The sequence below is a fragment of the Limnoraphis robusta CS-951 genome (genome assembly GCF_000972705.2).
In genome coordinates, this window is record NZ_LATL02000120.1 from 1 (window position 1) to 24785 (window position 24785).

Below are 24785 nucleotides of genomic sequence, written 5' to 3' on the forward strand. Positions count from 1 at the left end.
ACACAACGAGCGCAAAAGTAGGTTGGGTTAACAAAGGAAACCCAACATTAAAGTTAACACAACGAGCGCAAAAGTAGGTTGGGTAGAACGACAGTGAAACCCAACATCAAAGTTAGATTGGTTTGTTGGGTTTCATTCTTCAACCCAACCTACGAGATTTGTTGGGTTTCATTCTTCCAAAGTTAGATTGGTTTGTTGGGTTTCATTCTTCAACCCAACCTACGAGATTTGTTGGGTTTCATTCTTCAACCCAACCTACTTAATCGGGTTGAGGTGGGATTTCTAGGGGTTCTAAACGACTAGGTTCGGAGGGTAAAGGTTGAATAAGTTCTGATTCTGGTGTTTCCAATTCTCCGGTTTTGGGGAAGGAAAACTGACTCGGACTAGAACTATTGGACTCATAGGTTTGAATGACAATAGAGCGGGTTTCTTGTTCGCCTAAACTATTGGTAACTTGCAAAGTAATGGTTTCAGCAAGGGGAGCTTGACTAATGGTATAAGTCATTGAACCTTCAGGCTGTACAACACCAACTAAGGGGTTTAATTCGACTTTAATTCCCTCTCCGCCTTCGACTTTCCAGGCTAACTGAATAAAAACGGGTGCGCCTCCTTTACTAATTGCAATTGGCGGGAAATTTTCTACAGGTTGAGTAATAGATTGATCGTTTACTTTGAATTCAATTTCAATCGGTGTGGGTCTAACTTTAACAGGGGGTGAAGTGCGAGTAATATTAGCAGTTTCTTCCGATTTTTTAGGAATAACATCTAGCTGAAACGTATATTCTCCGGGGGGTAAAGTTGTTGTCGGAACATCTCGACAAACAAGCGGTAAATCAACCGTTGCGGGAATTGAACAGAATTGACTAACTTGACTGGGGTATTGATAGCGTTGAATTTCTTGAGTTGAACCCGTTTGACTTTGAGCGCTGATAATAAACTCTTGAACTTGGTTGGGATTTTGAATCACCCAGTTTAATTTGATCGGTTCTTTTTGAGCTTCTTCATAAACCGCTTTTGATATTGTAAATTGTTCGAGTTCGGGTAAAGGTTCCGGTTGCACAATGATAGTATTTTGTAGGGGTTGAGAATCTGAGGGTTCTTTCGGATTGGATAAAGAGTAAACCTCGACTTTAAAGGTATAATTTCCCGGTTCAATCAAACGAGTATTTAAGCTCCATTGACAGCTTAAGTCTTCGGGTTTTTCTCCAACTTCACAAACTAAATCACCCCAAATATTTCTGACATCTTTGGGTTTGAGTTGAGTGTTTTCTAAGTCTTTTACATAAGAAGCTGTTCTAATCACTTGATCGCTTCCTTGAGTAATAATGTCAAGTTGAGCTAACTGGCTCTGATTTTTGATATCAAACTGAAGAACAATTTCTTCTTGTTGAACTTTGGAATAGGCTGATTTTGGAGAGGTTATTTCGTTAATTTGAGATAATAGAGGTTCGGGTTTTGGGATAATTTCTATTGTATCAGTCCGACTGGAATCAGAAGCCTCGTTTGATGAACGCTTTCTAAATAGCTCGTTAATCGGTTTGGGAAACGTTTCGATTTCTAGTGTATATTTATTGGGAGAAGGGGGAGCCATAGTTAAGCTACAACGAGTTATTTTTTCGTCTTCATTCAGTTGACAAGGTTCGGAGTTTTTGCGAACGTCATCTGAAAAATTGGGTTTTCCGTCTAAAAATGGATAGTTTTTTAATTCGCGGCTTCCTTGGCTGTCAATACGAGTTAAAACAAGTTTATCTAATTGTTGAGGGTGGCTGACTTCCCACTCAATTTTAATCGGTTCACCTTCATTATATTTTCGGGTTGGTTTTAGGGTACTAAATTCACTAATTTTAGGTAAAGGTGGCATTTTAAAGTAATTCCACCAAATCGCAAATGCAGTTCCCGCTAAAATACAAAATGCCAACAAAATCAATAGCCACAAATGCCACCAAGGACTTTTATCCCAAATTAATATTCCCTGAAGGGATTCGCGATCTAAAGGTAAGTTTTGAGCGTCTTCTATCTCAATCTCAAAGGGAAGTTCTAAAGCGGGTCTGGGAATTAAACGACGCCATCGCCAACCTTTACGCTGAACTTGTAGAGTTATCGTTTTACTTTTACTGGGAAAAAGTCTAACATCTGAAGTCGGTGAAAAAGAGTAATTCCACAGCTTTTCTTGTCGAATAAAGTTGGTTGTTAAAATTAAATAACGTTTGGTATTGCCTTCGTTGGTTAATGCGATTTCAAAATCTGCTTCACCTTGTTTTACTTTATTTTTAGTGGGTTGGAGAGTACAGGGGAGTTGATAGTCAGGTAAAATCAGTAAATAAAAAACTCGAATGATTAGCTGAGATTCATTATTTTTTGAAATGAGTTGAATTGTGGGAAAATAGTTTCCTGCGGGGGTATATTTAGGCGGATGCAAGATTAATTTAATCTCTGCGGGAGGATCTTCTGGGTTGAGTTCAAGTCCGTCTGTCTCTCGAATTAATCCCGGTAAATTGGTATTCACTTCTGGATAACGAACATCATACCAATCCGGTTCTAAATCGGGACAAATAATGTAAAATCTATCCACTAATTTAGACCGATTTTTGACTTGAATAGGAATTTCTACTTCTTCTCCCGCTTGCAGTTCATAGGGTTTATTCGGATTGGTAACGGGAAGGATAAATTCGGGTTCGTAGTCCCAGATTGTTTCCCGATCTAAACGAACTCGAAGTTGTTGAGGACGACGAAAAACTTGATCGGGATATTGTTCGGGAGCTTCCGCAAATATTGTATAGTAATAGGTTCCCGGTGCGGCTTGCTGCGGAACTTCAAATTGAAGCTCAATTGAGATAGATTCATCTGGCTTTAGTCGGAGACGGTTATTAACCGATGATTTATCATCTATAATTGTACACCATCTTTCTATCGGTTTTGAACGAGCATCATTGGCTTTTATCCAAACGACAATTAATAATTCTTGGTTATCCGAGTTGGTGACTGTTAAGCGATATTTTTCGGTCGAACCTCGCCAAATGTTGAGGCTTTTTTGACTCTGATCTTCTTGAATAAAAATCGGTGTACGGGTTGATTGCATCCTGAATATCTCCAGTTTAATAAAACTAACTAACGGGTTCTTCGTTCATTCATACAGTTGGCTATCTTTTTGATTTTCATTTTCTTGATATTCACATGATGATTTTCTCCATCAAAGGTGAGGCGAATTTCATCATCAAACGTTTTTATATCAACGCTATTGAGTCTAATCCCAGGAAATTGAGCCACGACTTTCCCCTTTTCATTCTCTCGTGTTCCATCGGGATTTAATGACCATAGCATCACTCGTCCATCGTCTCCGGTACTCGCAAGATAGCAGCCATTTTGACTCAATGCAACCGTCCGAACGGGTTCGCCTTTATGACCATTATTCCACTGTTCTATCATCATATTTTCTGAACAGTTAAGAGTCTCACCAACTCCGGGTGACTGTTCAATACATTGACGAATTTTATCGAGGTTCCACAGCGTAATATATCCCTCTGTATCTGCACTGGCTAACCAATTGGGAAAGCTAGCATTATTAATTTCTTCATGGGTTGCTAGGCTGGTAATGTAGTTATATTGATTAATTAAATTCTTCTCCAAATTATCCGGTTGATTCTCCCAAGTATAAGGGAGATAATATAACTTATTGCGGGTTGCAGATTCTTGGTTTTGTTGTTGTAGAAAATCATTATAACTGGTAAAATTATAATAATTTTCATAATAGTAATTATTATCAAATTCTTGCCAGTTCTGCCAGTTTTCCCAATTCTCCCAAATAGCTAACTTATTATACTGACCTGCAAAAAAGACCAATCTTGGTTGATTTCGACTTTCACTGATAGCTAAGGTTAGCAATGAAAAGGGTTGTTTTAAAGTTAATTCTCGACCAATTCTCAAGTTATCTTTGTAGAGATCATAGGTTTCTGCAAGGGGTTCAAGTCCAGAGCCCTGTTTGACCTTACGAGTTTGTCGAATTTCTGATGAATTAACGCCAGAATCAATCGCTGCTAAATTCCATGCTCGCACCATTCCGCTTCCGTGAGCGCTCAATAAATAACGAGAATCCTTGGTAAATTCTAAGCCAAAAACGCGGTCATTTCTACTTTCATCAATATAAAGTGTTCCTTGTCTCTGTTTATTCGTGACATTCCAAAGATTAATTTCTCCCGTCTCTAAACCTGCGGCAACTTGTTGATTATCTTTCGGCAAAAACCGCACGACACGCACCGCTTTTTCATTTTCATCGGTAATCACTTCCGGGGGATAAAATAGATTTCCTTCGACTTGCCAGTAGCGAATACTGCGATCGCTAGAACCACTAATTACTGTATTTGCTTTGCCATCAAAAGCAACGGAGTTCACCGGATCGGTATGATGATTTTTCGGCTTGAGTAACCACCACAGTCCACCCAATAAAAGCATTAACAATAAGGCTAATAGCTGCAACCAAAATGGAATTATTGGCTTAACATCTAAAGTAATAGTTTGGGTTTCAGGCTTGGGAAAAACTGGCGTTTCGGGAGAGTCATAATTTTGATTTAATAAATGAGGTTTAAGTTTAAATTTCAGTTGACTGCCAATCCCCAACCAAGATCTAGCGTGACTAATTCTCAGTTTTTGTAATCCCGACTCTTGGGGATAAATTGTCTCAAAATTTAACCCAGTATAAATATAGTGAGATTGCTGTTGATCGGATTCGACAAAAAGTTCTTTTTCTTGTCCTTGCACTGACAAAACACTAAGATGATGCGGTCTTTTAGCTCTTTCAATAATATCAAAATTAATATCTTGAGTCCGGTTACTCTTATTCTCTAATTTAATGGTATAATTGACGCTATTATTCCATCGAACGCCGGATAAAACTTGCTCGATTGGATCGCATTCCCAACTGATAATTCCCTTCGGTAAAACTTCAAGTGTTCCCGCAACTTCTGGTTCAGGATTGAGTGTTATATTTGCTTTAGCCATGATTCTAAAGCTGTAAGTTTGACTCAATGCTTTACCTTCTTCTGGAGGTTTACACTCAAAGATAACCGATTGAGGTTCGCCGGGATTAAGTTCTGTAATTCGTTTTTCAGTTCCATGAATCATCCAACTTTTATCGAGTTGTTCTTCTCCTTTGAACGTCAAATTTACCGCCATAGAATCTTGACTAAAATTTGATACAATCACTGGAATTTCAATAATTTCGCCCGGATATCCTTTTAATCCATCTCTGGGAGTGAGAATTGATAAAGTTAGCGGTTTTAGGGGTGCTTCCAGTTTTAAACTTAGGGTTTCTGTGGCGAAAAGTTCGGGATTTTCTATGGCAATTGCTCTGACGGTTAAATCTAATGGATTTTCATAGCCTGGACGGGGAGAACGATGAATATTAACGGTAAATTCAGTTGTTGCACCTGGCGGTTTCTTGGCGGCGACTTGAGGTTCTGTGCTGTACCATTTAATATTTGACGCCGGATCGAGTCCGGGTACAATTAACTCTAAATAAAAACTATAAAAATCCTGGCTGTAGTTGGTAACATAAGCTTTAAAGGATAAAGAACGCTGTGAACCTTGCTGTAATTTAATGTATTTGGGTTCAACTTCTAATCTAATAAAATCTATCATCTGATTTGTTAAATTAAGTGAGTTTGAGAATCACTGAAGCCGTAAAAACAGGTTATTTATTCCGAAAAAACCTCTAACAATTGAGTTTGATGTCTTCTGTACCAGGCAAAATAAAGTAGGTTAATTCCAAATTCTTGTGCTGTTCTAATCTCGGTGCGGGGAAGGGTATGTTCGTTAATTCCCCATGCTTTTGATAAGCTACCAATAATCAGGATCATTCCTCCTCCCAAAAACAGTTCTAGGGGTTCGTAGTTAATATTAGGAGGAATGGCAAACAGAAACGGATGAACTTTTAATAAATGATCGGGAATTAATCGATCCCAATCTATAAAATTCAGATTAAATTCTTCTTTTCCCCAATCTGTTAAGTCTTTAAAGTTTTGATTGAGGTCGTCATCAATCGGAATTTCAATTAATACAGTTCTTCCGGTTTCTAAATATCCGCCTAAAATTTCTAACTGATTGTTGTCTAATTCACGAGTTTGTTTTTCAGTTAAATACAGCAGATCAAAATCCTCATTTCCTATGAAGTAAATTTGCTCAATTTCTGAAATTCCTTGCATTCTCGGGTCAAGCGACTCTACGGAGTGCATCAGAAAACCAAGATTTTCTTGACAATATTTTCCTTCGGCTTCTGACATCATTCCTCTAGAAGCTTGAGGAGATAACATCGCCGTTTTCACAACAATTTGAGGACGCGATCGCGCTGCAATTCGATAGCGTAAATCTAATTCATTAACTTGAGGAAATAAAACCTCCTCGGGTTGACAAATTTGAACGGTTCCCGGTTCCAGATTAATTCGACAAATTTCTACTTCTAAATGACTGGGTGGATCGGTTTTTTGATCGATCCGAAAGGTTTCTCGAACGACATCATTATCATTTCTCAAACTGAGTTCTTCTGGGTCAACATAACTGACCACTAAATAAACAATAATCGGTTGCGTTTTTGAGGGTTTGGGGTCAGTAATTCTAAATTCCATCGGACGATCAATAATAATTGGATTTCCCTCACCATCGATCGCAATTCCGGGTTTTACCATTAACCATCCCGTTTGAAATTTTGACTGTACGCCAGCAGGAGCGCTTGTAGGATGCACACCCAACCCGCAAACAATTCCCGGTTGATTCAGCGATTGATAATGTAAATTTTGCCGTTTCCGAGAATAGGTATGTGCTAAACGCCATCGTTGAGCATTAATCATTAAACCGTCTGTAACATGAAGGCGATCGAGAGGATTTGGAGAGGGAGTCGGGAAATATTGATCGGTCATGGTTTAACTGTGGTCGTTTCTAAATTTGAATTTTTTAAGTTGGCATTTTCGAGATCGACTTTATCTAAATTCGCGCCTTGTAAATTGGTATGACTGAGGTCAGCATAGTTAACATTAGAACGGCTCAAATTTGCAAAACTGAGGTTGGCGTGGCTGAAATTTGCATACATTAAATCTGCGTCTTTTAAGTCAGCATAACTCAAATTACTGTGGCTGAAGTTTGCCATAAATAAATTAGCTGCCCGCAGTTTAGCATGGGAGAGATTAACATTAGAAAGATTGGCATTTTTGAGGTTGGCTTCTTCCAAATTCGTTCCCACCAGTTGAGTTTGAGTTAAGTTAACATTCTCTAAATTTGCACCTGCTAAATTTTGCCCGCTTAAGTCTTGCGTCCAAGGTTCTGAATGATTGACAATTTGCCAAACCAAACGCCATTTTGGTTCGAGTTGTTCTTCATTGAGTTGAGTATTTCTGAGATCTGCTCCCTCTAATTTTACTCTGCTTAAATTAGCATCTTTTAGGTTGGCATCTCGCAAATCGGCATCGCGTAAATCGGCTCGATCTAAGTTAGCTTTGGTCAGGTTTGTACCTCGGAGATTTGCACCTCTAAGTTTCGCTTTACTCAGATCAACATTTTGTAGAAATAAACCGCTCAGATCGGCTTTTTCCAAATCACAACGCCGACATTCTCCGTTTTGCTGTAATTTTTTCATCACTCTAGAAATTTCAGACGAGACGGGTACTGCCAACCCCAATACTATTCCCAGGACAATCACAATCACGGCTATTATTTGACTTTTGTAAAGATTCGGTTTCATGGCCCAGTCCCCATCTTGTTGTTCTCCTCTTAGAGTGAACGGTGCGTTGGTATTTTTTGTCTAGATAAATACTTGAAACTGAAGAAATTAAACTGTAGTATAATAACATGGCTGCATTTTAGTTGATTTTCTCGCTATTATGGTTCTTATTTAAGAGATTTTAATTTTTCTGAAGCAAAAGGTTAAAGTCAACTTAAATTAAATTAAATGTATCACAGTTATCAGAAATTGTAAAAATATTAATGAGGATGAAATCAACATTGCGATGGATAGGTATTGTTAGCATTGGACTGGGGTTCTGTATTCAAACCGCAGTTCAAGCAACGGGTGCATTAAAACGACGAGAAATTTCAAATTCTCAACTCAATTTCGCCCAGGGAACGATCAATCTTCTCCAAGGTGTACCAACGCCGGGTTTACCTTCCGTATCGCCTCCAGAACTCCCTGAAATTCCTCAACCTCCTCAACCTCCTCAACCGCAATTTCCCCCCGCACCGCAACCGAAGCCAGATGCAGTTCCCGAACTCCCATTAGCTGATTTTGATTACGATAATGTAGAATTTTGGCAAGAACTCTGCACCACCCTCGAACAGACGGAACGATACGCCGAAGCGGTGGCGGCTTGTCAACGGGTAATTGAACTGAAGCCCAAACAAGAAAATTTAGAAATTTGGATGAGTTTAAGCCATTCATTACAACAGTTGAAACAATATCCTCAAGCTTTAGTTTCCTATAATTATGTCTTGCAGCGAGAACCGAAATATTCTCAAGTTTTATTGCAAAAATGCGAAATATTTTTAGAATTAGAACAATATGAACAAGCGATTTCATCTTGCGAAGAAGCCCTGAAAATCGATGGGATTTGGGGGCGAAGCAGTCCGGCTGATGCTTGGACAAAAAGAGCGATCGCCGTGCTAGAGTTAGGACGCATAGAAACGGCAAAACTGCAAGATTTAGGACAAGTTGATGGGGCAGAAGCCCGTAAAATTCAAAGCCTAGAAGACGCGATCAATTCCTACAATCAAGCCCTGAGAATTGCGCCAAATTCTTCCTTGATTTTGAGCGAAAAATGTGGTATATTGATAGAACTAGAACGCTATCAAGAAGCCCGTGAAAGTTGCGAATTGGCGATCGCCGTGAACGAAAATTGGGGTGCCAGTACCCCCGCTCAAGCTTTAGAATATTTGCTCGTTATTCGTCAAGAAATCGCCCCATCAAATCCGCTCCTAGTTAATAACCCAAAAGAACCCGAAGAACTCGCCGAACAATTTCAAAATTTAGTCAGTTTCTACGAACAAATTTTGGCTGAAAATCCCAACAATGCCGAAGCTTGGACAAGACAGGGTATTGCTCTACAAACTTTAGGAAAAACGGCTCAAGCGTTAACCTCCTACAGTCGGGCGGTTCAGATTCAACCGAACTATTCTTTGGCGCTCGCAAACCAGTGCGAAGTTCTCAATCAACTCGAACAATATCAACAAGCCCTAAGCGCCTGTGAAGCCGCCCTTTCTGGCGATCAAAATTGGGGCGATACTCGTCCGGCGAAAGCCTGGAATCAACGCAGTACAGCTTTGGCGGGATTAAAACAGTATAACGATGCTTTGGCGAGTGCCGATCGCGCCATTACTCTGGAGGAAGACTACAGCGCCGCCTGGAACAACCGAGGGGTGATGCTGTGGCATTTGGGCCAACTCCAGCAAGCACAGCAACAGTATGAATTTGCAGAAATCAACTATGAACAGGCGCTTCTATCGACCCGTCAGGCGGTTAAGCTCGATCCCCGCTACGCTCAGGGTTGGTACAATCACGGTCGCATTCTCAGCGAGTACGGTCAATTGCTGAGTCTACAGCGACGGGATGAGGAGGCCAGAGAGCTATATCAAGCCGCACGAAAGGCTTACGAGCAGGCGCTAACAGGCGATCTGACTCCGAATGACCGCATCCTCAAAGCCAGTATTTTCGCCAATCAAGCCGTTGTTTTGTGGCGCTTGCGAGATCCCCAACTGTTAACAGAGGCTTTGGTCGCCACTCAGCAAGCGGTTCAGTTGAATCCCCAATCTTTTGAGGCTTGGCACAATCAAGGATTAATCTTACTCGAATTAAAGCAATATCGAGGCGCTTTAAATGCTTACACCCAAGCTGACACCCTCAGTCCCGACAATGTGGGGGTAATTACTGCAAAAGGAATCGCCCTTTCTCGTTTGGGTCGCTATCAAGATGCTTTGGCTATTTTTGAACAAGCATTGCAGTTAGATCCAGAGTATATGATTGCCCGTAGAGAGCGAGAAATCGTGCTAAGAAATTTAATCAAAATGACCCAACGAATGCCGAGTTAGATTGATGATTTATTATCAGGAGCGAACGCCATGAGACTATCAGAATTAGTCAACACGGTCAGGGCTAGAGGACGAGAAATTTTTAACTTTGTTTCTCATCCTGATGCTACCATTCGTCGGATCGTTCGGCATCGGGCGCAGCAAATTTATGAACAGGTAAAAATAGGAGGAAGCGATGGTAACAAACAAAAGAAAGAAACTCCTGTTTCCCAACAATCACAGCATTCTTTTCAAGTAGAACCAACAATAAATCGACAAAGAGGGGGTGTACAAACTCGCATTCAGCCCGCAACTTTAGATCAACCTATTTTAACAGAACGTTCTCGGCGACGTCGTAAAGACAAAACCCAAAAAGTTCTCGTTCAAGGTTACGAAATTCGCGATCGCTTTGGTAGGCGTTATGAAATTGGTCAGTGTTTGAGTCATTCGGATCGGATTCGTCAGTATGAAGCCACTCCAATTTCACAGCAAAAACAACGGGTGTTCATTCAAGAATATTTGACCCAAAGTGATTCGGATTATCTGGCTGAATCTAACAAGCAAAACGGAAAGCTTAAAGAATTTCGTTTGCTGACACCGATTGATATCATTAAAGATTTCTATGAGGATAATCCCCAGGATATTCGTTGGTATTTAATTGTTGAACAACTTCCCAAAAGTTTGACTTTACGAGAATATTTGCAACGGCGACATCAAGCTTTAACGCCGACTCAGGTGAGTAAAATTCTCAAACAAGTGTTGCAAACCTTGCAGTTTTTACACAACTGTTATGAAGTTCGTTTGTCTCAAAGTATGCGAACAGGAATTGGTCATGGAAACCTAAGTTTAGACAGTATACTGCTCGTTCACAATGAAACTCAATCTCCCTTTGATGAAGAAGATGATCAATTTTCTATCTATCTCAGTCGCATTGCACTGTGGGAAAATCTGATCGATTCTTTAGAGTCAGAAGTTAATCATCCGTCTCTCTCGAAAAAAGCCTTTCAACAAGATCTCGTAGATTTAGGTCGAGTTAGCTATGTTTTATCTGGCGGAAAACAGGAGATTCCCGATCACGATTTCCAGTGGCATCAATATTGTCATCCCGAACTCAAAAACTTTATATTAAGATTATATTCCGGTGAGTTTAAAAGAGCTTCAGATGCTCATCGAGAGTTGTTAAAATTACCTTTAGATCATCCATTAGAACAGATTTCAGTCAATCCTATTTTTGTTGACAGCGAACAGCAACCCCGGTCAAAATCTCAACGTTCTTGGAGTATTCCTTTAATTCTTCTACTGGCAACTTTGGTGAGTTTGGGAATATTAATTCTAGGAATTAGGAGATTTTTATCGGCTTCAACACCTCCAAATCCTGCCAATATTGTCTTTAATAAAAACTCCGATCCCTCTCAGTTCGCTCAAGTTGATATTCCCTCAAGTTTGCTCAATAAAAGTATTAATTATTCAGCCGATCAACGATGGAAAACCGCACTTAAAACTTCCGTTGGCTACGGTGGTAATCAATCTTTGGCTAACCAGTTGAACCCGTCTCAAATTTCATTGAATCTGCAATCTCCAAATTTATTTTCTTTTATTCGTGAAGGAAACAACACAGAAACGTTAGAAAATAGGATTATATCTGCTTTAAAAACTTCTCAGTTTATTGTGACTTCTCTCTTTGCAAATGAACTTCAGTTATTACAAGACAGCGAAAACTTAGAAGTAGAAATCATTGCTTATGATGCTTTACTCGCTTATGTTGCTTTCAGTGATGTTCAGCGAGATGGAAGTTTACCCAGATTACTTTCAGGTAAAATTTCTCTAGACTCTCTCAAACAACTGTATTCCGATCAACCCCTAACCTTGAAAGATTTAGGAATTAATAATTCACAGAATCAAACTATAAAACGGATTTCTATTTGTAATAAAAATCCCGAAGAAGTGTTTCTGGTGACTTCACTTTTTGAAAATTTAGCCTGGAAAAATGAAGCAGAAATCAATAACTTTAGAAATCTTATTGATGAAGATAAAAAAGCTTGCACACAAACAGGATATACTAAAGGACAAGCAATCGCTTTAGCCGAATTTGAACAAGGAGGTCAAGCAACGATTGGGATTGATTTGTTCAGCAAAGTGTTTAACCAGTGTTCTGTCTATCCTTTAGCAATTGTCGGAGAAGGGAAACTGACAGCAGTGCAGCCTATTATACAGAATAATGGCAGTTCAATCACACCAGAAACCGATTTATGTATGGATAAAGGAAGCTACAAACCCAATCCCAAAGTTTTTGAACAAGGAGATTATCCTTTGGGATATGCAATTGCTGTGATTTATAAAAAAGAAGGCGGAAAAGATTCTGCGGGTCAGGTGTTTTCTAATATAATGAAAACCGATGAAGGACAACATTTGTTACATTCTGCGGGATTAATTCCGATTCGGGAATTAAATAAAAGTAGGGAGTAAAATTAATCAAAATGTCAGAAAAAGATTTGGAAGCTAAATTAATTGAAAAGGTCACTAACGACCCGATGTTACTGCGAAAACTTGGTGATAGAGTTTATGAACTGATGAAAGAAGATCTTCGCAATCAACGCGATCGCACCTGCAACTCACGGAGACTTTTATAATGAAAATGAATCGTCAAGATCCCTCAGCTTACGAACTCAATTATGTGACAGCGAATCGATTTTATGTGGAAATTGATAGTCAAATTTCAGCTTGTTTTAGCGAATGTTCGGGTTTGGGGATAAATATCAAGCGAGAAACCTACAATGAAGGGGGTGTCAACGATCAACAGCGAATTATTTTAGGACAAGCAGAATTTACAGAAGTCACATTAAAGCGAGGAATTACGAATGATTTAACCTTCTTAAATTGGATAGAAAAAGTTTTGCAAGAACCTAAAAAAATTCGTTTGAACGTTACCCTGTTACTGTTCAATCAAGAAGGGGAAACCATGCAATCTTGGACAATGATTGGTTCGGTTCCGGTTGGTTGGAAAGCACCCTCTTTTCAAGCCGACTCTAATACCGTTGCGATTGAAGAATTAACCTTAGCCTACGAAGGTTTGACGATTAATAAAGGAGGTAGTTTAGGACAGCAAACAGGAGGATTTAATCCGTCCAGTCCATTAACTCGCGGTAATTCAGGCTATTTTGCGAGTGACTTAACCAACGTTGGAACACAACCTTTTAATCAAGCCAGTCAAACCAATTCTAATACAAGAAAGAAAAGGATATAAATTAGAGAATTGCCAATTTTTTGAGTTGAATTAGCGAAAGGCGAATTAACAATGTCTACATCTCCTTTGGGTTTAAATGATTATTTACGTCCTCCCGAAACATTGGGACGACAGGGAATCTTAAAAGTGCGATCGCCTCTGATTCAAACTTCACAATTAATGTTACCCCAAACTGTAGAAAATTCAGAGAATTTGTTCACTGTTCAAGAGAGTTTATCAGGTTCAGAAACTCCCGCAAAACCCATTTCTACAATTAATAGATTTGTCGATGATGACTCCGAGTTAGAATCTACATCAGAAGCGAATATTAACCGCAATATTTCTGATAGTACAAAAGAATCTGAAACTCATCCTTCAACAGAAGAAAACCTGCAAAATAACCCGCTTTCAGAACTTCATCCTCGCTTGGGTGAACAATTAATTCAAACTCAATCGCTCATTCTCACCACGACATCTGACAAACTACTTTCTCCACAAACACCCGAACACTCAGAAAGCCAATCAATAAAGCATCAATCCGATAATTTACCCGTCGTTCAACCCAAATGGTCAGGCGATATTTCTCAACCTATTTCTAATTCGAGTTTAACACAATCTATTAATTCAACTCCAGAAAATCAAGCCTTTCCAATTGAACCGAGTTTTAATTCAGAAAATTTAACCAATCTAAATCCGATTCAATCCCATTCACCTTTAATTCAACAATCAGATTTGATTGTATCTCCAAAAACTTCAGAACCTTCACCCGAGAGAACTTCTTTTCAAAATGATGAAATACCAGAACCTTGGTCAAGTCAATTTGATCTAAGTGCTGAAAGTGTTCCAGCGACAGACAATGTACAAGAGTCATGGTCAAATCTGACGGAACTTATCGATTATGAGAACTTCAACCCCTCATCTAATTCTCAATTGACTTCAGAGAGTTCAAAATTGATTACAAGAGAACAAAAAGAATCTATTCCAGATAGTCCAGCATCGGTTTCAAGTTCTCCAACAAAAGCGGAAAAAGTAATGGGAGAACGCGAAGAATCTGTTTTAATTGATGAGGAACAGTTGGAAATGTTAGCGCGAAAAGTTTCTAATTTATTGCGACAAAAGTTAGAAATAGAACGAGAAAGTCATCATTTCAAAACCGATGGTTCTCTAGCTTGGCTGGATACTATCAGTCAAACAAATCCCGTAAAAGCATCTGCATTTTCCTCAAATACATCTCCAGTCGGACAGCTTCAAACCCAAACCGGATCGACGGTTTCATTAGTCAATTATAAATTACAAACACTCACCCAAAAAGTTTATCAACTCTTACAATTTAAAATCGAGACAGAACGAGAACGTTTGGGATTTTATTATAGAGGTAATATCCCCCGGTAAATTCTGTATATTCTTAATTGTTTTTCAAGGAGACTCTGATGACACAGCTTGTTAAAGCAACCCTAAAATGTCAGGATAATGCACCGGATATCGTATTTATGTTTAACCCCGGAGAATTAGTATTTGAGGGAGTCGTAGAAACCGCAGATAATCCCGGTTCGCGGAGTCAGGATCGCGGAATTCCTAAAGTCAGCTTTTCTCACACCAAAGCCTACAAAGTAACAATTAATAATATTTTATTTGATACCTACGAAGCCGGAATTAACGTGGTAACAGCTTTTATTGAACCCTTTCGGAAAGCTGTAGAATTTGCGAAAGGAAAAGAACGTCCGCCAATTTATATGTTAATTTGGGGAAATCAAGTTTATCTTCGGCGATGCTTTATCGAACGACTCAACTATAAACTTACAATGTTTCTCAGCGATGGAACACCCGTGAGAGCGGTGATCGATAGTTTAACCCTTAAAGAGGTAGAAGATACTCAGCCTTCCGGGTCACTTCGAGTTGACGATAAAATTGATCAAGTCTCCGATAAACTTTCTACAGTTCGCCGTGAAATCGATAGTTTAGATAATCGTAAGAAAGACAAAAATAATCGGAAAGGTCGGTTATAAATTCATCTCAATCTCAATAGAATCAACAACTATTTTTAAGAATTAACTCCTATGACATCAGCAAATTATCTCGCACTTCCAAAAGTTTATATTGAAGGTCAATCCCCGGAAAAAATGAAGTTGGTTTTGGAAGATGTAGTGCAAATCATTGTCGAAGAAAGTCTGCATCTACCCGCAATGTTCACCATTGTAATTAGAAATGACTATTTCCCAGGTCGTCAAGAGGAAAAAAAGTGGAAACATCAAGACCTGCTACAATTTGGCAAAAAAGTTAAAATAGGCTTTAGTTCAAGTACAACAGAATCACAAGATTTTAGCGAAGAAAAAGAAGAATATTTAATAGAAGGAGAAATTACAGCCATTGAAACCCATTTCACGGAACAATCCCAAGCGCCGATTGTAATTCGAGGTTATGATATTTCCCATCGTCTACATCGAGGACGGTGGAATCGTTCGTTTCAAGGAATGACAGATAGCGATATTGTCAAGAAAATTCTTGCTGAAGTTGTCATAGAACCCGGTCAAATTGACGAGAGTGGAATTCCCCACGAGTACGTTTTTCAAAACAATCAAACCAACATGGAATTTTTGCGAGAACGGGCCGCTAGAATTGGATTTGAACTGTTTGTTCAAGATGGAAAATTAAACTTTCGCCGTCCCACATCGACCCAAAAAATAAAACTCACATGGCTGACAGACTTGCACAGTTTTCGAGTGCGTGTTACCAGCGCCGAACAGGTTAAAGAAGTCAATGTTAGAGCTTGGGACTACAAACAAAAAAAGCCAATTGTTTCGACTCGTAATTCTGAAAATGTTATCACAAAAACTGAAAATGGTCAAGGAAGTGTGGCAATTTCTGAATTTAAAGGAAAGCCGACTAAACCGACAGTTTATGTTGTCGATCAACCCATTTCTACACCCAAAGAAGCCGATGCGATCGCCCAAGCTTTATTTGATGAATTGGGCGGACAATTTGTTTATGCAGATGCTAAAGCCGAGGGAAATCCTAACATTCGACCCGGACGAACGGTAATATTAGAAGAGTTAGGAAAACACAGCGGTTCCTACTACGTTACGGAGACTCGTCACACCTATTTTGAACGAGTATATACCACCGAGTTTAGCGTGCGGGGATTGCGCGGAGGCGATTTATTAACAACACTTTCTCCCCCTACTCGTCTTCAACCTGGACAAAGTTTTTTAGTTGGAATTGTCACCAATAATCAAGATCCTGAAGGGTTAGGGCGAGTGAAAGTTTGGTTTCCCACCCTCACCCCTAAAACGGGAGAAAATGCTCACGCGAGTCATTGGGCTAGAGTTGTAGCAATTGGTGCGGGAAAGGGACGAGGATTTGACTGTTTGCCGGAAATCAATGATGAAGTATTAGTTGGATTTGAGCATGGAAATATTCACCGTCCTTACATTTTAGGAGGGGTTTGGAACGGTGAAGATCTTCCTCCAAAACCAGTCGCTGAAAGTGTTCGAGATAGCAATGTCCGAGTGCGAACATTCAAAACACGCACGGGTCATCAAATTCAGTTTATAGAAGAAGATCAAGGGAATAGTAAAGCGGGTGTTTATATTGAGACAACAGACGGACATCAGATTCGGTTAAATGACACCGAAAAGGCTATCGAAGTAAAAACAAAGGGCAAACATGAGTTACGATTAGATGATAAAAACCGTTGTATTGAAGTAAAAACTCCAAGTGGTCATACATTCAAGATGGATCGTACTGGAATCAGTCTTAAATCAGCAGGTAATATTGATATCCAAGCGAGCGGAGTTATTACTGTTCAAGGAGCATTGATTAAGTTAAATTGAATTCTATCATTACAAACTATTAGACTGGAGCGTTTGCCCGTTGTTCTTCACTAAAACTGATAATTAACCAGTCACCGCACCGAGAGCAATACTGATTAATGGGTTCGCAAAGAAATCCTAACAATGAGCATCCCCAGTCACAAGACGGTGGTTCTCGATTTTCTGATGACGATTAATTAACTCCTGTTAAAATGGTAGCATAAATGGCTCCTGTCACTCGAAATAGTAGTGGTGGGGGCCATCCGCTTCTGCAAGCTGATTAACAGTTGCCGGGATGCCATAGAGAACCCAGTGGGTAAACCCGCGAGGCATCGGTGCATCCGGGTCATGGCAGATTAATGCTAATTGTTGGGTTCCTGACGGCAACCCGCTCCATTCCAAAGCAGGTGAGACATTTTCGCCTTCGCTGGTATAGCGTTTGGGAATGCGATCGCCGGCAGTAAATGCAGGGCTAACAATCCGCAAATTCTTAATGTTTAGTCCCATTGAAATATCCTGATTAAAAACACTATTGAGCAAGTTCAACTCAAGAGGAAAAATCGGCTTTTTAGATCAAGTTGGCAGTTGGTCTTGAGTCGGAAAACCGTGTTGCTTCCTGCCAACATCAGCATCAAATTTTTTAGAAGACTTAAATAACTCAAATCGCCCATCGGTGGCATAGGGAACAACCCGCTCTCGCAATGCCTGCATTTCTTGCGCTGTCATCGGTTGAAAATCGCGAGCGATCGCTATATTTTGCCGCAGCACTTCCACCGAATCAATCCCGCTAACTAATGTTGCAATGGGCATACTCATCGCATAACGGATAGCTTCTTGAGGCGTTACCAAACCTTTTTTTACCGCTTCTCCATTTCCGCTTAAACTTTTCATCCCGATCGCGGCAATTCCTTGCCGATCCAGTTCGGGAAGAACCTGGTTTTGAAAACTCATAAAGCTGGCATCAAAACAATTAATTGGCAATTGTACAGTATCGAAAGGATAATTGTGAGACAACATTTCCAAGTGAATTGCCGGGTCTTTGTGTCCGGTAAATCCAACAAATTTAACCTTCCCCTCCTGCTTTGCTCGTTCGAGGGCTTCAATGGCACCATCGGGACGAAAAATTAACTCCGGGTCATTGTAATAAATCACCTCATGGATCTGCCACAAGTCTATATAATCGGTTTTCAGACGACGTAATGATTCTTCGAGTTGCTGCATGGCAACGCTTGCGTCGCGTCCGTGAGTGCAAACCTTAGTCATCAGAAAGACTTGATCCCGTCGTCCCTGTAAAGCTTCACCCATCCATTCTTCACTGCGATGGTTGTTATATTCCCAGGCATTATCCATGAATGTGATACCATTATCAGTCGCCTCGTGAATAATGCGAATTGCTTCTTCTTTGCTTTTGGCTTGTCCGAGAGTCGCGCCCCCCAAGCCAATTGCAGAGACTTCTACACCCGTTTTACCCAAAGGACGACGGGGAATTTCGCCCGAACTCTCTGAGGTTTGAGCGAGAATCAATTCAGCAGAAGAGGTGTTGAATTCAGCAGCTTCAACGGAAGTATTGGAGTGCAGAATATGATCTGCCAAACCCGTACTCGCCCCAACTCCAATAAAGCCAACCCCTTTCAAAAACTGCCGTCGATTGAAGTCTCCGAGAAAACGGTTGGCATCCGCTCCGGGGCGTTGATTACTCATAGGTTATAACTCAATTGCAACTACTGTCTATAATCTTGTTGTAGTAGTTTGAAAACCTCTCCCTAGAGACATAAGTCTCATGTTTAGATGCAGGAGTACAAATCTTGTAAATCTATGCGCTTGCACTTATGCCTGACCAGATGAGTTAATTATGATAAAATTATGACATTTGAATACCTAATTTTATTAGGGAAAAGACGCTCAAAAGCTATAGGAGTAAGGGTTTCAGTCTTATTTAGCGAAGGATTATAGGCAAGCCCTATAAAAATTGATTCGATCAAATTAAAGTTAGTAAAGTTAACCCTCAATTGTTATGAGTGAAATTCACTTACGTCAAATCAAGGCATATCTCCAAAAAACATTTAATGGTTTGATTGATTTATCAGACTATCAAAATAAATCGGAAACAGACAAAGAATCGATTTTTTTAAGCCGAAGTGCGCGTGCATTGCAATCTCCTTAATTTTGCGACTGGCTTGACCTGCGTGACACTACCACGTCAATTGTTTGTTCTCTTTGCGATCGCCATCTGTGAAGATCACCAAAAGTTGCCAAGACCCTTTAACTTTATTCAATCGGAGTTTGAACAATTGCATTGGTGTGGTTTGTTCTGGGTATCGCCTTTATTTCCCCCTCAACCCGGATTCAAGTTATGTTAGATTATGCCCGGAGCCATCACCTGAAACGACTCTACAATGATGAAGCATCACTATGGCTGAATTAATTAACCCTCTCAATATCTATCGCTACAAACGCAAGAATAAGTGTTTCAACGAACATCTTGCAGACGGTGTAACGCTGACATTAATGCTCATCCCCGCAGGAGAGTTTCTGATGGGCGCACCCGAGAGCGAACCCGAAAGTCGGGACAACGAACGCCCCCAGCATTGGGTAAGAGTACAGCAGTTTTTGATGGGATGCTACCCTGTTACTCAGGCACAGTGGCGAGTTGTAACAAATTATCCTCAAATAGAACAGGAGTTAAACCCAGAACCGTCTGAGTTTAAAGGAGATAACCGCCCTGTTGAGCAAGTTAGTTGGAACGACGCGACTGAGTTTTGTAAAAGATTATCAGCAAAAACCGGACGAGAATATAAATTACCCAGTGAAGCCCAATGGGAATATGCTTGTCGTGCTGGAACAAAAACACCGTTTCACTTTGGAGAAACCATAACAACCGAACTCGCCAACTACAATGGAAACTTTAGCTATAATGAAAGCCCCAAAGGAGAGTCTAGAGGACAAACAACAGATGTTGGGAGTTTTCCCGCAAACGTTTGGGGACTATACGATATGCACGGAAATGTATTTGAGTGGTGCTTAGACGACTACCATAACAATTATGAACAAGCACCAACAGATGGTACTGCCTGGATAAATAAAAATCGTGCAAATACTCACCGAGTGCTGCGAGGCGGCTCCTGGTTTAACCTTCCTAGAAAATGCCGTTCAGCTTTTCGCTTCAAAGGTTATTCCCGCGTCAACATCAGCCATTACGTTGGTTTTCGGGTATGCTGCACAATACCAAGAACTCTTCTTAACACTTAACAAGAGTTTCGACGAATTTGTAGGGCGCATCAGACAATCATAGCAGGCAAGAGGCAATAGTCAGGAAAATCGTTGACTTTTTAGGATACAGATGTATCAATATCGAAATTTTTTCGAGGTTGAGAAAATCGAGAACCTCCATCTTTGACTTCAGGCGGTACATTGTTCTTATTGTTCGCGAAACAGATGAAAGTTTGACTAAAGGGCTGAGACATCGGACTAGAAAATAAACAAACAGCAGAAACCATAACCGTTACCCAAACAGGAATCGATAAAATTTTCATATTCTTCTCCTCAGTTGTAAAATGTTTTCTGTGGCTAGGGTTCAGTCAAGCAAAACCCAAAAAACTGATTTCTGTGGGTTGAATGAAATCCCATTACAACTCCACCTATAAACTTTTAGGAATTAATCAATCACCCAAAAGCCATTTTGTCTCCAATATTGCTCTTTAAGTGCCTGTTCTAAATCACCTCTTTGAATTAATCCTTGCCCCATCAGTATTTCTCCCAACTTTTGAGAACAGGAAGATTGAAGCGTCAGAGCTTGTTCCAGTTCGGATAAAGAAATTAACTGTTTCCGAATCAAAATTTCACCTAACTTCATCATGGTTCTAACTCCAGTACAATAGTGTTTGGGTTGTTCTTGAGTTGGCTGTTGCTCAACTGAACTCACTATCGCTTTGGGGTCGTACCCGAAAGCAAGCGGACTTTCAGAATTAGCAAAAATCAAGCTATATTGGGCATTGGGGTAGTTTGGGGTAACTCAAAACATTGGAACCCAACGCCTTAACCCCAAACTTTTTGTAAAAATATCCTTGACCCCCATGCCCAGAGCAACTTATGGCCCCAAAGTCAGAGCTAGAGCCAAATCTTTATTGAAAATCCTGCTATTATTTGTTAACGGAGAGGTAGAAAATAGCGATCGCTTTGATCTAAAATACTGTTGGTTAGATGAAGAAAAGCCTCCCCAACTGCGGATAGAAACGAACCTCAGAACATTAGAAGCCCTAACAAACAGCCAGGAAAACAGGTTAACAAAAGCTCAAATTCGAGAATCTCTCAAACGGATGGATGACTTTCTGAACATCTTAAAAGACGAACGAATCCAAAAACGGGGATTGGAAGATTGGCGTTTTACGCTTACTTTATGCTCAAAAGATATCGAAGAAAATTTACAACAATTTTCAAAAACATGGGATAATCTTTGTCCTCAAACTCAGGAAAAGCTAATCAGTGAATCAATTTTCCCACCGATACCCGAGTTAAACTCAATTCCCGAAAAACTTAACTCCGAACACTTAGATAACCTCTTACAAAACCATTGGGAACGCCTGAATAATACCGAGAAAAACAATTTAGAAAATGCAATTCAAGCAGCATTTCAACTCTGTGACCCCGCCCAAGATTGGATAGAAGGTGATAGACTCGATAAGTTTATAAACTTGAGTCAAGTGTCTTATCCCGGTTGGAGTGAAATAGATGGGTTAACCCAATTTGCAGTATTTTTAGCCACGTTTTCGGATAATTTAAGCAGTGAATTATTCGACGAAATTAAAGTATTTGTTGAGTCTAGGCAAACAAAGTTAAACTTCAACAACTTACTTATTAAAGCAATACGAGAAAAATCGGAACGCAATATTTCCCCCAAAAACACCCTCGAAGATTTAATCATAGAAGTCATTCCCACTGAACTTTCAAAAGGAGTAAGAGTTTCAATGTGGGATGCGAATAATTTCTCCTCGCCACTGGTTCAAGATGAAACAATGTCACTTGACGAACTGCCGAACTTTCTAGAAAATTGGTTAGAAGAAAACTCAGAATACACCTCACCCACCCTTCATATATTTGTCCCTAGAAATTGGTTGAATTTAGATTTAAGCGAGCGCCAAACAGAATCAGAATTAACCCTCGGAAGTCAATATAAACTGGTAATGCGAACCCATCACAACTTAACCCCAACCGGAAAACAATATTACAAACTTTGGCAACAAAAATGGCAGTTATTAGAAGCTAAAATAGACCAAACCGCCCAAACAACATTTGTTCGCGCCGACTGCGGAAGTCCTGCTAAACTCTTTCAAACGTTGAAGTCTTCGGAAATGGCAATTCTGGAAAACTTGGACATGGCAAAACTCGAAAAAATCTTGGAATTTGTAGCAAGAAAAACCGCCCTTCCCGTTGCTTTATGGTCGCGGCGCAGCGAACTTAGCGATCGCATTGATAATATTTTAGACTGCGAAGTGAACCAATTATCCGAACGTATATTAGAAGAACGTTGTAATTCTCTCACAGAAGATGACAACCACATCGGTCATCATTTAACCTTAGTTTGGGAAGACCCAAATATTGTACCGCCCACCTTACAATTTGACTCGGAGGCTTGTTAGAATTAACCATGAATGACCCAATATTTCAACCGATATTTAAAGGCACAGGTAAACCCAACCCAAAAGCCATTTCTAAGCTTCCTTCCCCTCCACCCTGGCGAAAAATTGATCGCCGCCAACCGGAAAGAGGCGCCACCTTTCAAGCCCAACCCACCGAAATAGAAATGGTGAATGCAGCCTTATATTTGCGTCGCCCCCTATTAGTAACAGGAAAACCGGGAACGGGTAAAAGTTCCCTGGCTTACGCCGTCGCCCATGAACTCAACCTCGGAGAAGTTCTTTACTGGCCGATAACAACGCGAACAACCCTCAAAGATGGGTTATATTTATATGATGCGATCGCCCGTTTACAAGATATCGGAGAAAAAGATAGAAGCAATTTCGAGAATATTGGTAAATACATCCGTTTGGGGCCACTCGGAACGGCGTTGTTACCTTCTAATAAACCCCGTGTTTTGTTAGTTGATGAAATTGATAAAAGCGATATTGATTTACCCAATGATTTACTTTATGTTTTTGAAGAAGGAGAATTTGAAATTCCGGAATTAGTGAGAATTGAAGAAATTAAAGGGTCAGTCGAAGTCCGAACTGCTTATAAAAATAATAGCCAAGATAAAACAACAATAATTCAAGGAGGTCGTGTTGTTTGCAGTCAATTTCCCCTGATGATATTAACCAGCAACGGTGAACGAGATTTTCCCCCGCCATTTTTAAGACGTTGCGTGCGGTTAACGATGGAAGAACCCAACGAAAAACGTTTGGAAGAAATTGTCAAAGCGCATTTTGAACAAGAAGAAAATGGGGCAGAAAAAATAGCAGAATCCGAAGAATTGATTCAAGAACTTGTCAAAAAGTTTGTGAAAAAACGTTCAGATCGCAATAAAGGAGATTTGGCAACCGACCAACTTCTTAATGCCGTTTATCTGGTGATGCGAGAACGAACTTCCGATTTAACTAACCGAGAAAATCTTATTAATAGACTGTGGAAACACCTAAACAGCAGCGAAGATCAACTATCGGACAATTCGCCCAACAGTTAAAACGTTCGGGACTAGAATTGAATGCGGCCGACCTGGCCGACCTGCTTTGGCTGGCTCAATTTATTGAGTCGGAAAGTGAGATTTATTCTGAAGAAATATCCGAAGAAAGTTTAACATCAAGTTCAACACAAACGAATAGTATTGATGATATAATTAATCATACAGATATCTCAATATCCGAACCGACTTTTAATTTATATTCTAACGAAGAATCCTCATCAATACCTGAAACAACAGAATCTTTTGAACCTTCACAAACAGACCAAAAAGTATTACCTTTTCCCGTTCCCTCCGCCCCCGCTATTCGGACACGTTTAGACTTGGCGCGTGCGTTGCGTCCATTGATGCGGAAGGTACCGTCGCGCATTTTGGTTGATGTCGATGAAGAAGCTACCGTGACTCAACTCGCTGAGACGCGCATCTGTGTCCCCGTCGTCCGACCCACCCCGGAACGTTGGCTTGACCTGGATTTAGTGGTAGAATCTTCTAAAACAACGGTATTATGGAAACGTGCGATCGCCGAATTGCAACACCTGATGGAATATCAGGGAGCGTTTCGGACGGTGCGGACTTGGCGGTTGCAAGCCGAAGAACAGACTGTACAACTGTTTCCCCGTTGGAATGAACGTCTAGAAAACCGTTTAACTCAGCGTCCCCGCAGTATTCGAGAATTAGTTGACCCGTCGGGGCGGCGTTTGATATTATATGTTAGTGATTGTACTTCGGCGTTGTGGCGACAAGGGATAATTTACGAAACGTTGTGGCAATGGTCGCAAACCCAACCTGTGGCGTTAATGCAGATGTTACCGGAACGGTTATGGTCGCGCACGGCTTTGAGTAATGGTTATATTGTCCGGTTGGGGAGTCCGGTTGCGGGGTTGCCGAATGCGAGGTTAGATGTAGAAGGTTTACCCGAACTTGATGAGTGGGATGAGTGGGACGAACCGGAGGAAGTTAGCGACGGTAGATTATTAACTTTACCCATAATAACACTTGACCCTAATTCTTTTCGACGTTGGGCGCGAGTGTTGGCGGG

Annotated in this window: 20 protein-coding genes; 12 read left to right on the forward strand and 8 right to left on the reverse strand. The window is 40.3% G+C overall.

The genetic code is table 11. The features are described from left to right. Positions 1 to 259: 259 nt before the first annotated feature. The 4 genes from WN50_RS10655 to WN50_RS10670 are packed head-to-tail and all read right to left on the reverse strand — an operon-like array spanning position 260 to position 7726. Positions 260 to 3079: a COG1470 family protein gene (locus WN50_RS10655; RefSeq protein WP_046282479.1), complete on the reverse strand. Its 2820-nt coding sequence runs from the start codon at positions 3077 to 3079 to the stop codon at positions 260 to 262. A 29-nt stretch (positions 3080 to 3108) separates the two neighbouring features. After that, complete coding sequence (locus WN50_RS10660; protein WP_046282478.1) at positions 3109 to 5634, reverse strand: hypothetical protein; 2526 nt, start codon at positions 5632 to 5634, stop codon at positions 3109 to 3111. Between the two features lie 56 nt (positions 5635 to 5690). Next, positions 5691 to 6908, reverse strand: coding sequence for a hypothetical protein (locus WN50_RS10665; RefSeq protein WP_046282477.1), 1218 nt, complete (start codon positions 6906 to 6908; stop codon positions 5691 to 5693). Then, the gene (locus WN50_RS10670) at positions 6905 to 7726 is read right to left on the reverse strand and encodes a pentapeptide repeat-containing protein (protein ID WP_046282476.1); all 822 of its coding nucleotides are present in this window, start codon (positions 7724 to 7726) and stop codon (positions 6905 to 6907) included. Before WN50_RS10670 ends, WN50_RS10665 begins: the two co-directional genes overlap by 4 nt. A gap of 248 nt (positions 7727 to 7974) precedes the next feature. Here WN50_RS10670 and WN50_RS10675 point away from each other — a divergent pair, with 248 nt between their 5' ends. The 7 genes from WN50_RS10675 to WN50_RS10700 are packed head-to-tail and all read left to right on the forward strand — an operon-like array spanning position 7975 to position 17094. Beyond that, positions 7975 to 10062, forward strand: coding sequence for a tetratricopeptide repeat protein (locus WN50_RS10675; RefSeq protein ID WP_046277457.1), 2088 nt, complete (start codon positions 7975 to 7977; stop codon positions 10060 to 10062). Positions 10063 to 10092: 30 nt separating this feature from the next. Then, entirely contained in the window at positions 10093 to 12507 is a 2415-nt protein-coding gene (locus WN50_RS10680; RefSeq protein WP_046277458.1) for a protein kinase family protein, read from the forward strand. A gap of 11 nt (positions 12508 to 12518) precedes the next feature. Next, positions 12519 to 12671, forward strand: a complete 153-nt coding sequence (locus WN50_RS34620) for a hypothetical protein (protein ID WP_160315366.1) — start codon at positions 12519 to 12521, stop codon at positions 12669 to 12671. Continuing rightward, positions 12671 to 13285 carry a phage tail protein gene (locus WN50_RS10685; protein WP_063847380.1) on the forward strand — a complete coding sequence of 205 codons (615 nt, stop codon included), beginning with the start codon at positions 12671 to 12673 and terminating at the stop codon, positions 13283 to 13285. Before WN50_RS34620 ends, WN50_RS10685 begins: the two co-directional genes overlap by 1 nt. 51 nt (positions 13286 to 13336) lie before the next feature. After that, positions 13337 to 14656 (forward strand): hypothetical protein, encoded by a 1320-nt coding sequence (locus tag WN50_RS10690; protein WP_046277459.1) that lies wholly within the window; start codon positions 13337 to 13339, stop codon positions 14654 to 14656. 38 nt (positions 14657 to 14694) lie between these two features. Beyond that, positions 14695 to 15270 carry a CIS tube protein gene (locus WN50_RS10695; protein WP_072075565.1) on the forward strand — a complete coding sequence of 192 codons (576 nt, stop codon included), beginning with the start codon at positions 14695 to 14697 and terminating at the stop codon, positions 15268 to 15270. Positions 15271 to 15321: 51 nt separating this feature from the next. Further along, complete coding sequence (locus WN50_RS10700; RefSeq protein WP_046277460.1) at positions 15322 to 17094, forward strand: VgrG-related protein; 1773 nt, start codon at positions 15322 to 15324, stop codon at positions 17092 to 17094. Between the two features lie 213 nt (positions 17095 to 17307). On the opposite strand, the gene WN50_RS10705 is transcribed toward WN50_RS10700, so the two are convergent. Both WN50_RS10705 and WN50_RS10710 read right to left on the reverse strand, forming a co-directional pair. Continuing rightward, entirely contained in the window at positions 17308 to 17580 is a 273-nt protein-coding gene (locus tag WN50_RS10705) for a YbhB/YbcL family Raf kinase inhibitor-like protein (protein WP_082172407.1), read from the reverse strand. A gap of 66 nt (positions 17581 to 17646) precedes the next feature. Further along, on the reverse strand, positions 17647 to 18774 hold the full coding sequence (locus tag WN50_RS10710; protein WP_082172408.1) for an aldo/keto reductase: 1128 nt from the start codon (positions 18772 to 18774) through the stop codon (positions 17647 to 17649). A 313-nt stretch (positions 18775 to 19087) separates the two neighbouring features. Here WN50_RS10710 and WN50_RS36040 point away from each other — a divergent pair, with 313 nt between their 5' ends. After that, positions 19088 to 19237 (forward strand): hypothetical protein, encoded by a 150-nt coding sequence (locus WN50_RS36040; protein WP_235440911.1) that lies wholly within the window; start codon positions 19088 to 19090, stop codon positions 19235 to 19237. Between the two features lie 248 nt (positions 19238 to 19485). Then, positions 19486 to 20322, forward strand: coding sequence for a formylglycine-generating enzyme family protein (locus WN50_RS10715; RefSeq protein ID WP_046277461.1), 837 nt, complete (start codon positions 19486 to 19488; stop codon positions 20320 to 20322). An 80-nt stretch (positions 20323 to 20402) separates the two neighbouring features. Here the strand turns inward: WN50_RS10715 and WN50_RS10720 are convergent, their stop codons facing one another. Both WN50_RS10720 and WN50_RS36045 read right to left on the reverse strand, forming a co-directional pair. After that, positions 20403 to 20606, reverse strand: a complete 204-nt coding sequence (locus WN50_RS10720) for a hypothetical protein (RefSeq protein WP_046277462.1) — start codon at positions 20604 to 20606, stop codon at positions 20403 to 20405. Between the two features lie 122 nt (positions 20607 to 20728). Further along, the gene (locus tag WN50_RS36045) at positions 20729 to 21052 is read right to left on the reverse strand and encodes a cyclic di-GMP-binding domain-containing protein, MshE-related (RefSeq protein ID WP_235440912.1); all 324 of its coding nucleotides are present in this window, start codon (positions 21050 to 21052) and stop codon (positions 20729 to 20731) included. A 94-nt stretch (positions 21053 to 21146) separates the two neighbouring features. Between WN50_RS36045 and WN50_RS10730 the strand changes: the two genes are divergently transcribed. From WN50_RS10730 to WN50_RS10740, 3 genes are all read left to right on the forward strand, one after another. After that, positions 21147 to 22709: a VMAP-C domain-containing protein gene (locus tag WN50_RS10730; protein WP_046277463.1), complete on the forward strand. Its 1563-nt coding sequence runs from the start codon at positions 21147 to 21149 to the stop codon at positions 22707 to 22709. A gap of 8 nt (positions 22710 to 22717) precedes the next feature. After that, positions 22718 to 23749, forward strand: coding sequence for an AAA family ATPase (locus WN50_RS10735; protein WP_046277464.1), 1032 nt, complete (start codon positions 22718 to 22720; stop codon positions 23747 to 23749). After that, the coding region (locus WN50_RS10740) for an SAV_2336 N-terminal domain-related protein (protein WP_049559055.1) at positions 23692 to 24785 on the forward strand (1094 nt) is incomplete at its 3' end. The genes WN50_RS10735 and WN50_RS10740, both read left to right, overlap by 58 nt.

Bases quoted from the DNA above. Each gene is read 5' to 3' on its own strand.
- WN50_RS10670 (WP_046282476.1), bottom strand. From the start codon at position 7,726: ATGAAACCGAATCTTTACAAAAGTCAAATAATAGCCGTGATTGTGATT.
- WN50_RS10695 (WP_072075565.1), top strand. From the start codon at position 14,695: ATGACACAGCTTGTTAAAGCAACCCTAAAATGTCAGGATAATGCACCG.
- WN50_RS36040 (WP_235440911.1), top strand. From the start codon at position 19,088: ATGAGTGAAATTCACTTACGTCAAATCAAGGCATATCTCCAAAAAACA.
- WN50_RS10685 (WP_063847380.1), top strand. From the start codon at position 12,671: ATGAAAATGAATCGTCAAGATCCCTCAGCTTACGAACTCAATTATGTG.
- WN50_RS10735 (WP_046277464.1), top strand. From the start codon at position 22,718: ATGAATGACCCAATATTTCAACCGATATTTAAAGGCACAGGTAAACCC.
- WN50_RS10730 (WP_046277463.1), top strand. From the start codon at position 21,147: ATGCCCAGAGCAACTTATGGCCCCAAAGTCAGAGCTAGAGCCAAATCT.
- WN50_RS10700 (WP_046277460.1), top strand. From the start codon at position 15,322: ATGACATCAGCAAATTATCTCGCACTTCCAAAAGTTTATATTGAAGGT.
- WN50_RS34620 (WP_160315366.1), top strand. From the start codon at position 12,519: ATGTCAGAAAAAGATTTGGAAGCTAAATTAATTGAAAAGGTCACTAAC.
- WN50_RS10710 (WP_082172408.1), bottom strand. From the start codon at position 18,774: ATGAGTAATCAACGCCCCGGAGCGGATGCCAACCGTTTTCTCGGAGAC.
- WN50_RS10705 (WP_082172407.1), bottom strand. From the start codon at position 17,580: ATGGGACTAAACATTAAGAATTTGCGGATTGTTAGCCCTGCATTTACT.
- WN50_RS10665 (WP_046282477.1), bottom strand. From the start codon at position 6,908: ATGACCGATCAATATTTCCCGACTCCCTCTCCAAATCCTCTCGATCGC.
- WN50_RS10720 (WP_046277462.1), bottom strand. From the start codon at position 20,606: ATGAAAATTTTATCGATTCCTGTTTGGGTAACGGTTATGGTTTCTGCT.
- WN50_RS10690 (WP_046277459.1), top strand. From the start codon at position 13,337: ATGTCTACATCTCCTTTGGGTTTAAATGATTATTTACGTCCTCCCGAA.
- WN50_RS10675 (WP_046277457.1), top strand. From the start codon at position 7,975: ATGAAATCAACATTGCGATGGATAGGTATTGTTAGCATTGGACTGGGG.
- WN50_RS10655 (WP_046282479.1), bottom strand. From the start codon at position 3,079: ATGCAATCAACCCGTACACCGATTTTTATTCAAGAAGATCAGAGTCAA.
- WN50_RS10715 (WP_046277461.1), top strand. From the start codon at position 19,486: ATGGCTGAATTAATTAACCCTCTCAATATCTATCGCTACAAACGCAAG.
- WN50_RS10680 (WP_046277458.1), top strand. From the start codon at position 10,093: ATGAGACTATCAGAATTAGTCAACACGGTCAGGGCTAGAGGACGAGAA.
- WN50_RS10660 (WP_046282478.1), bottom strand. From the start codon at position 5,634: ATGATAGATTTTATTAGATTAGAAGTTGAACCCAAATACATTAAATTA.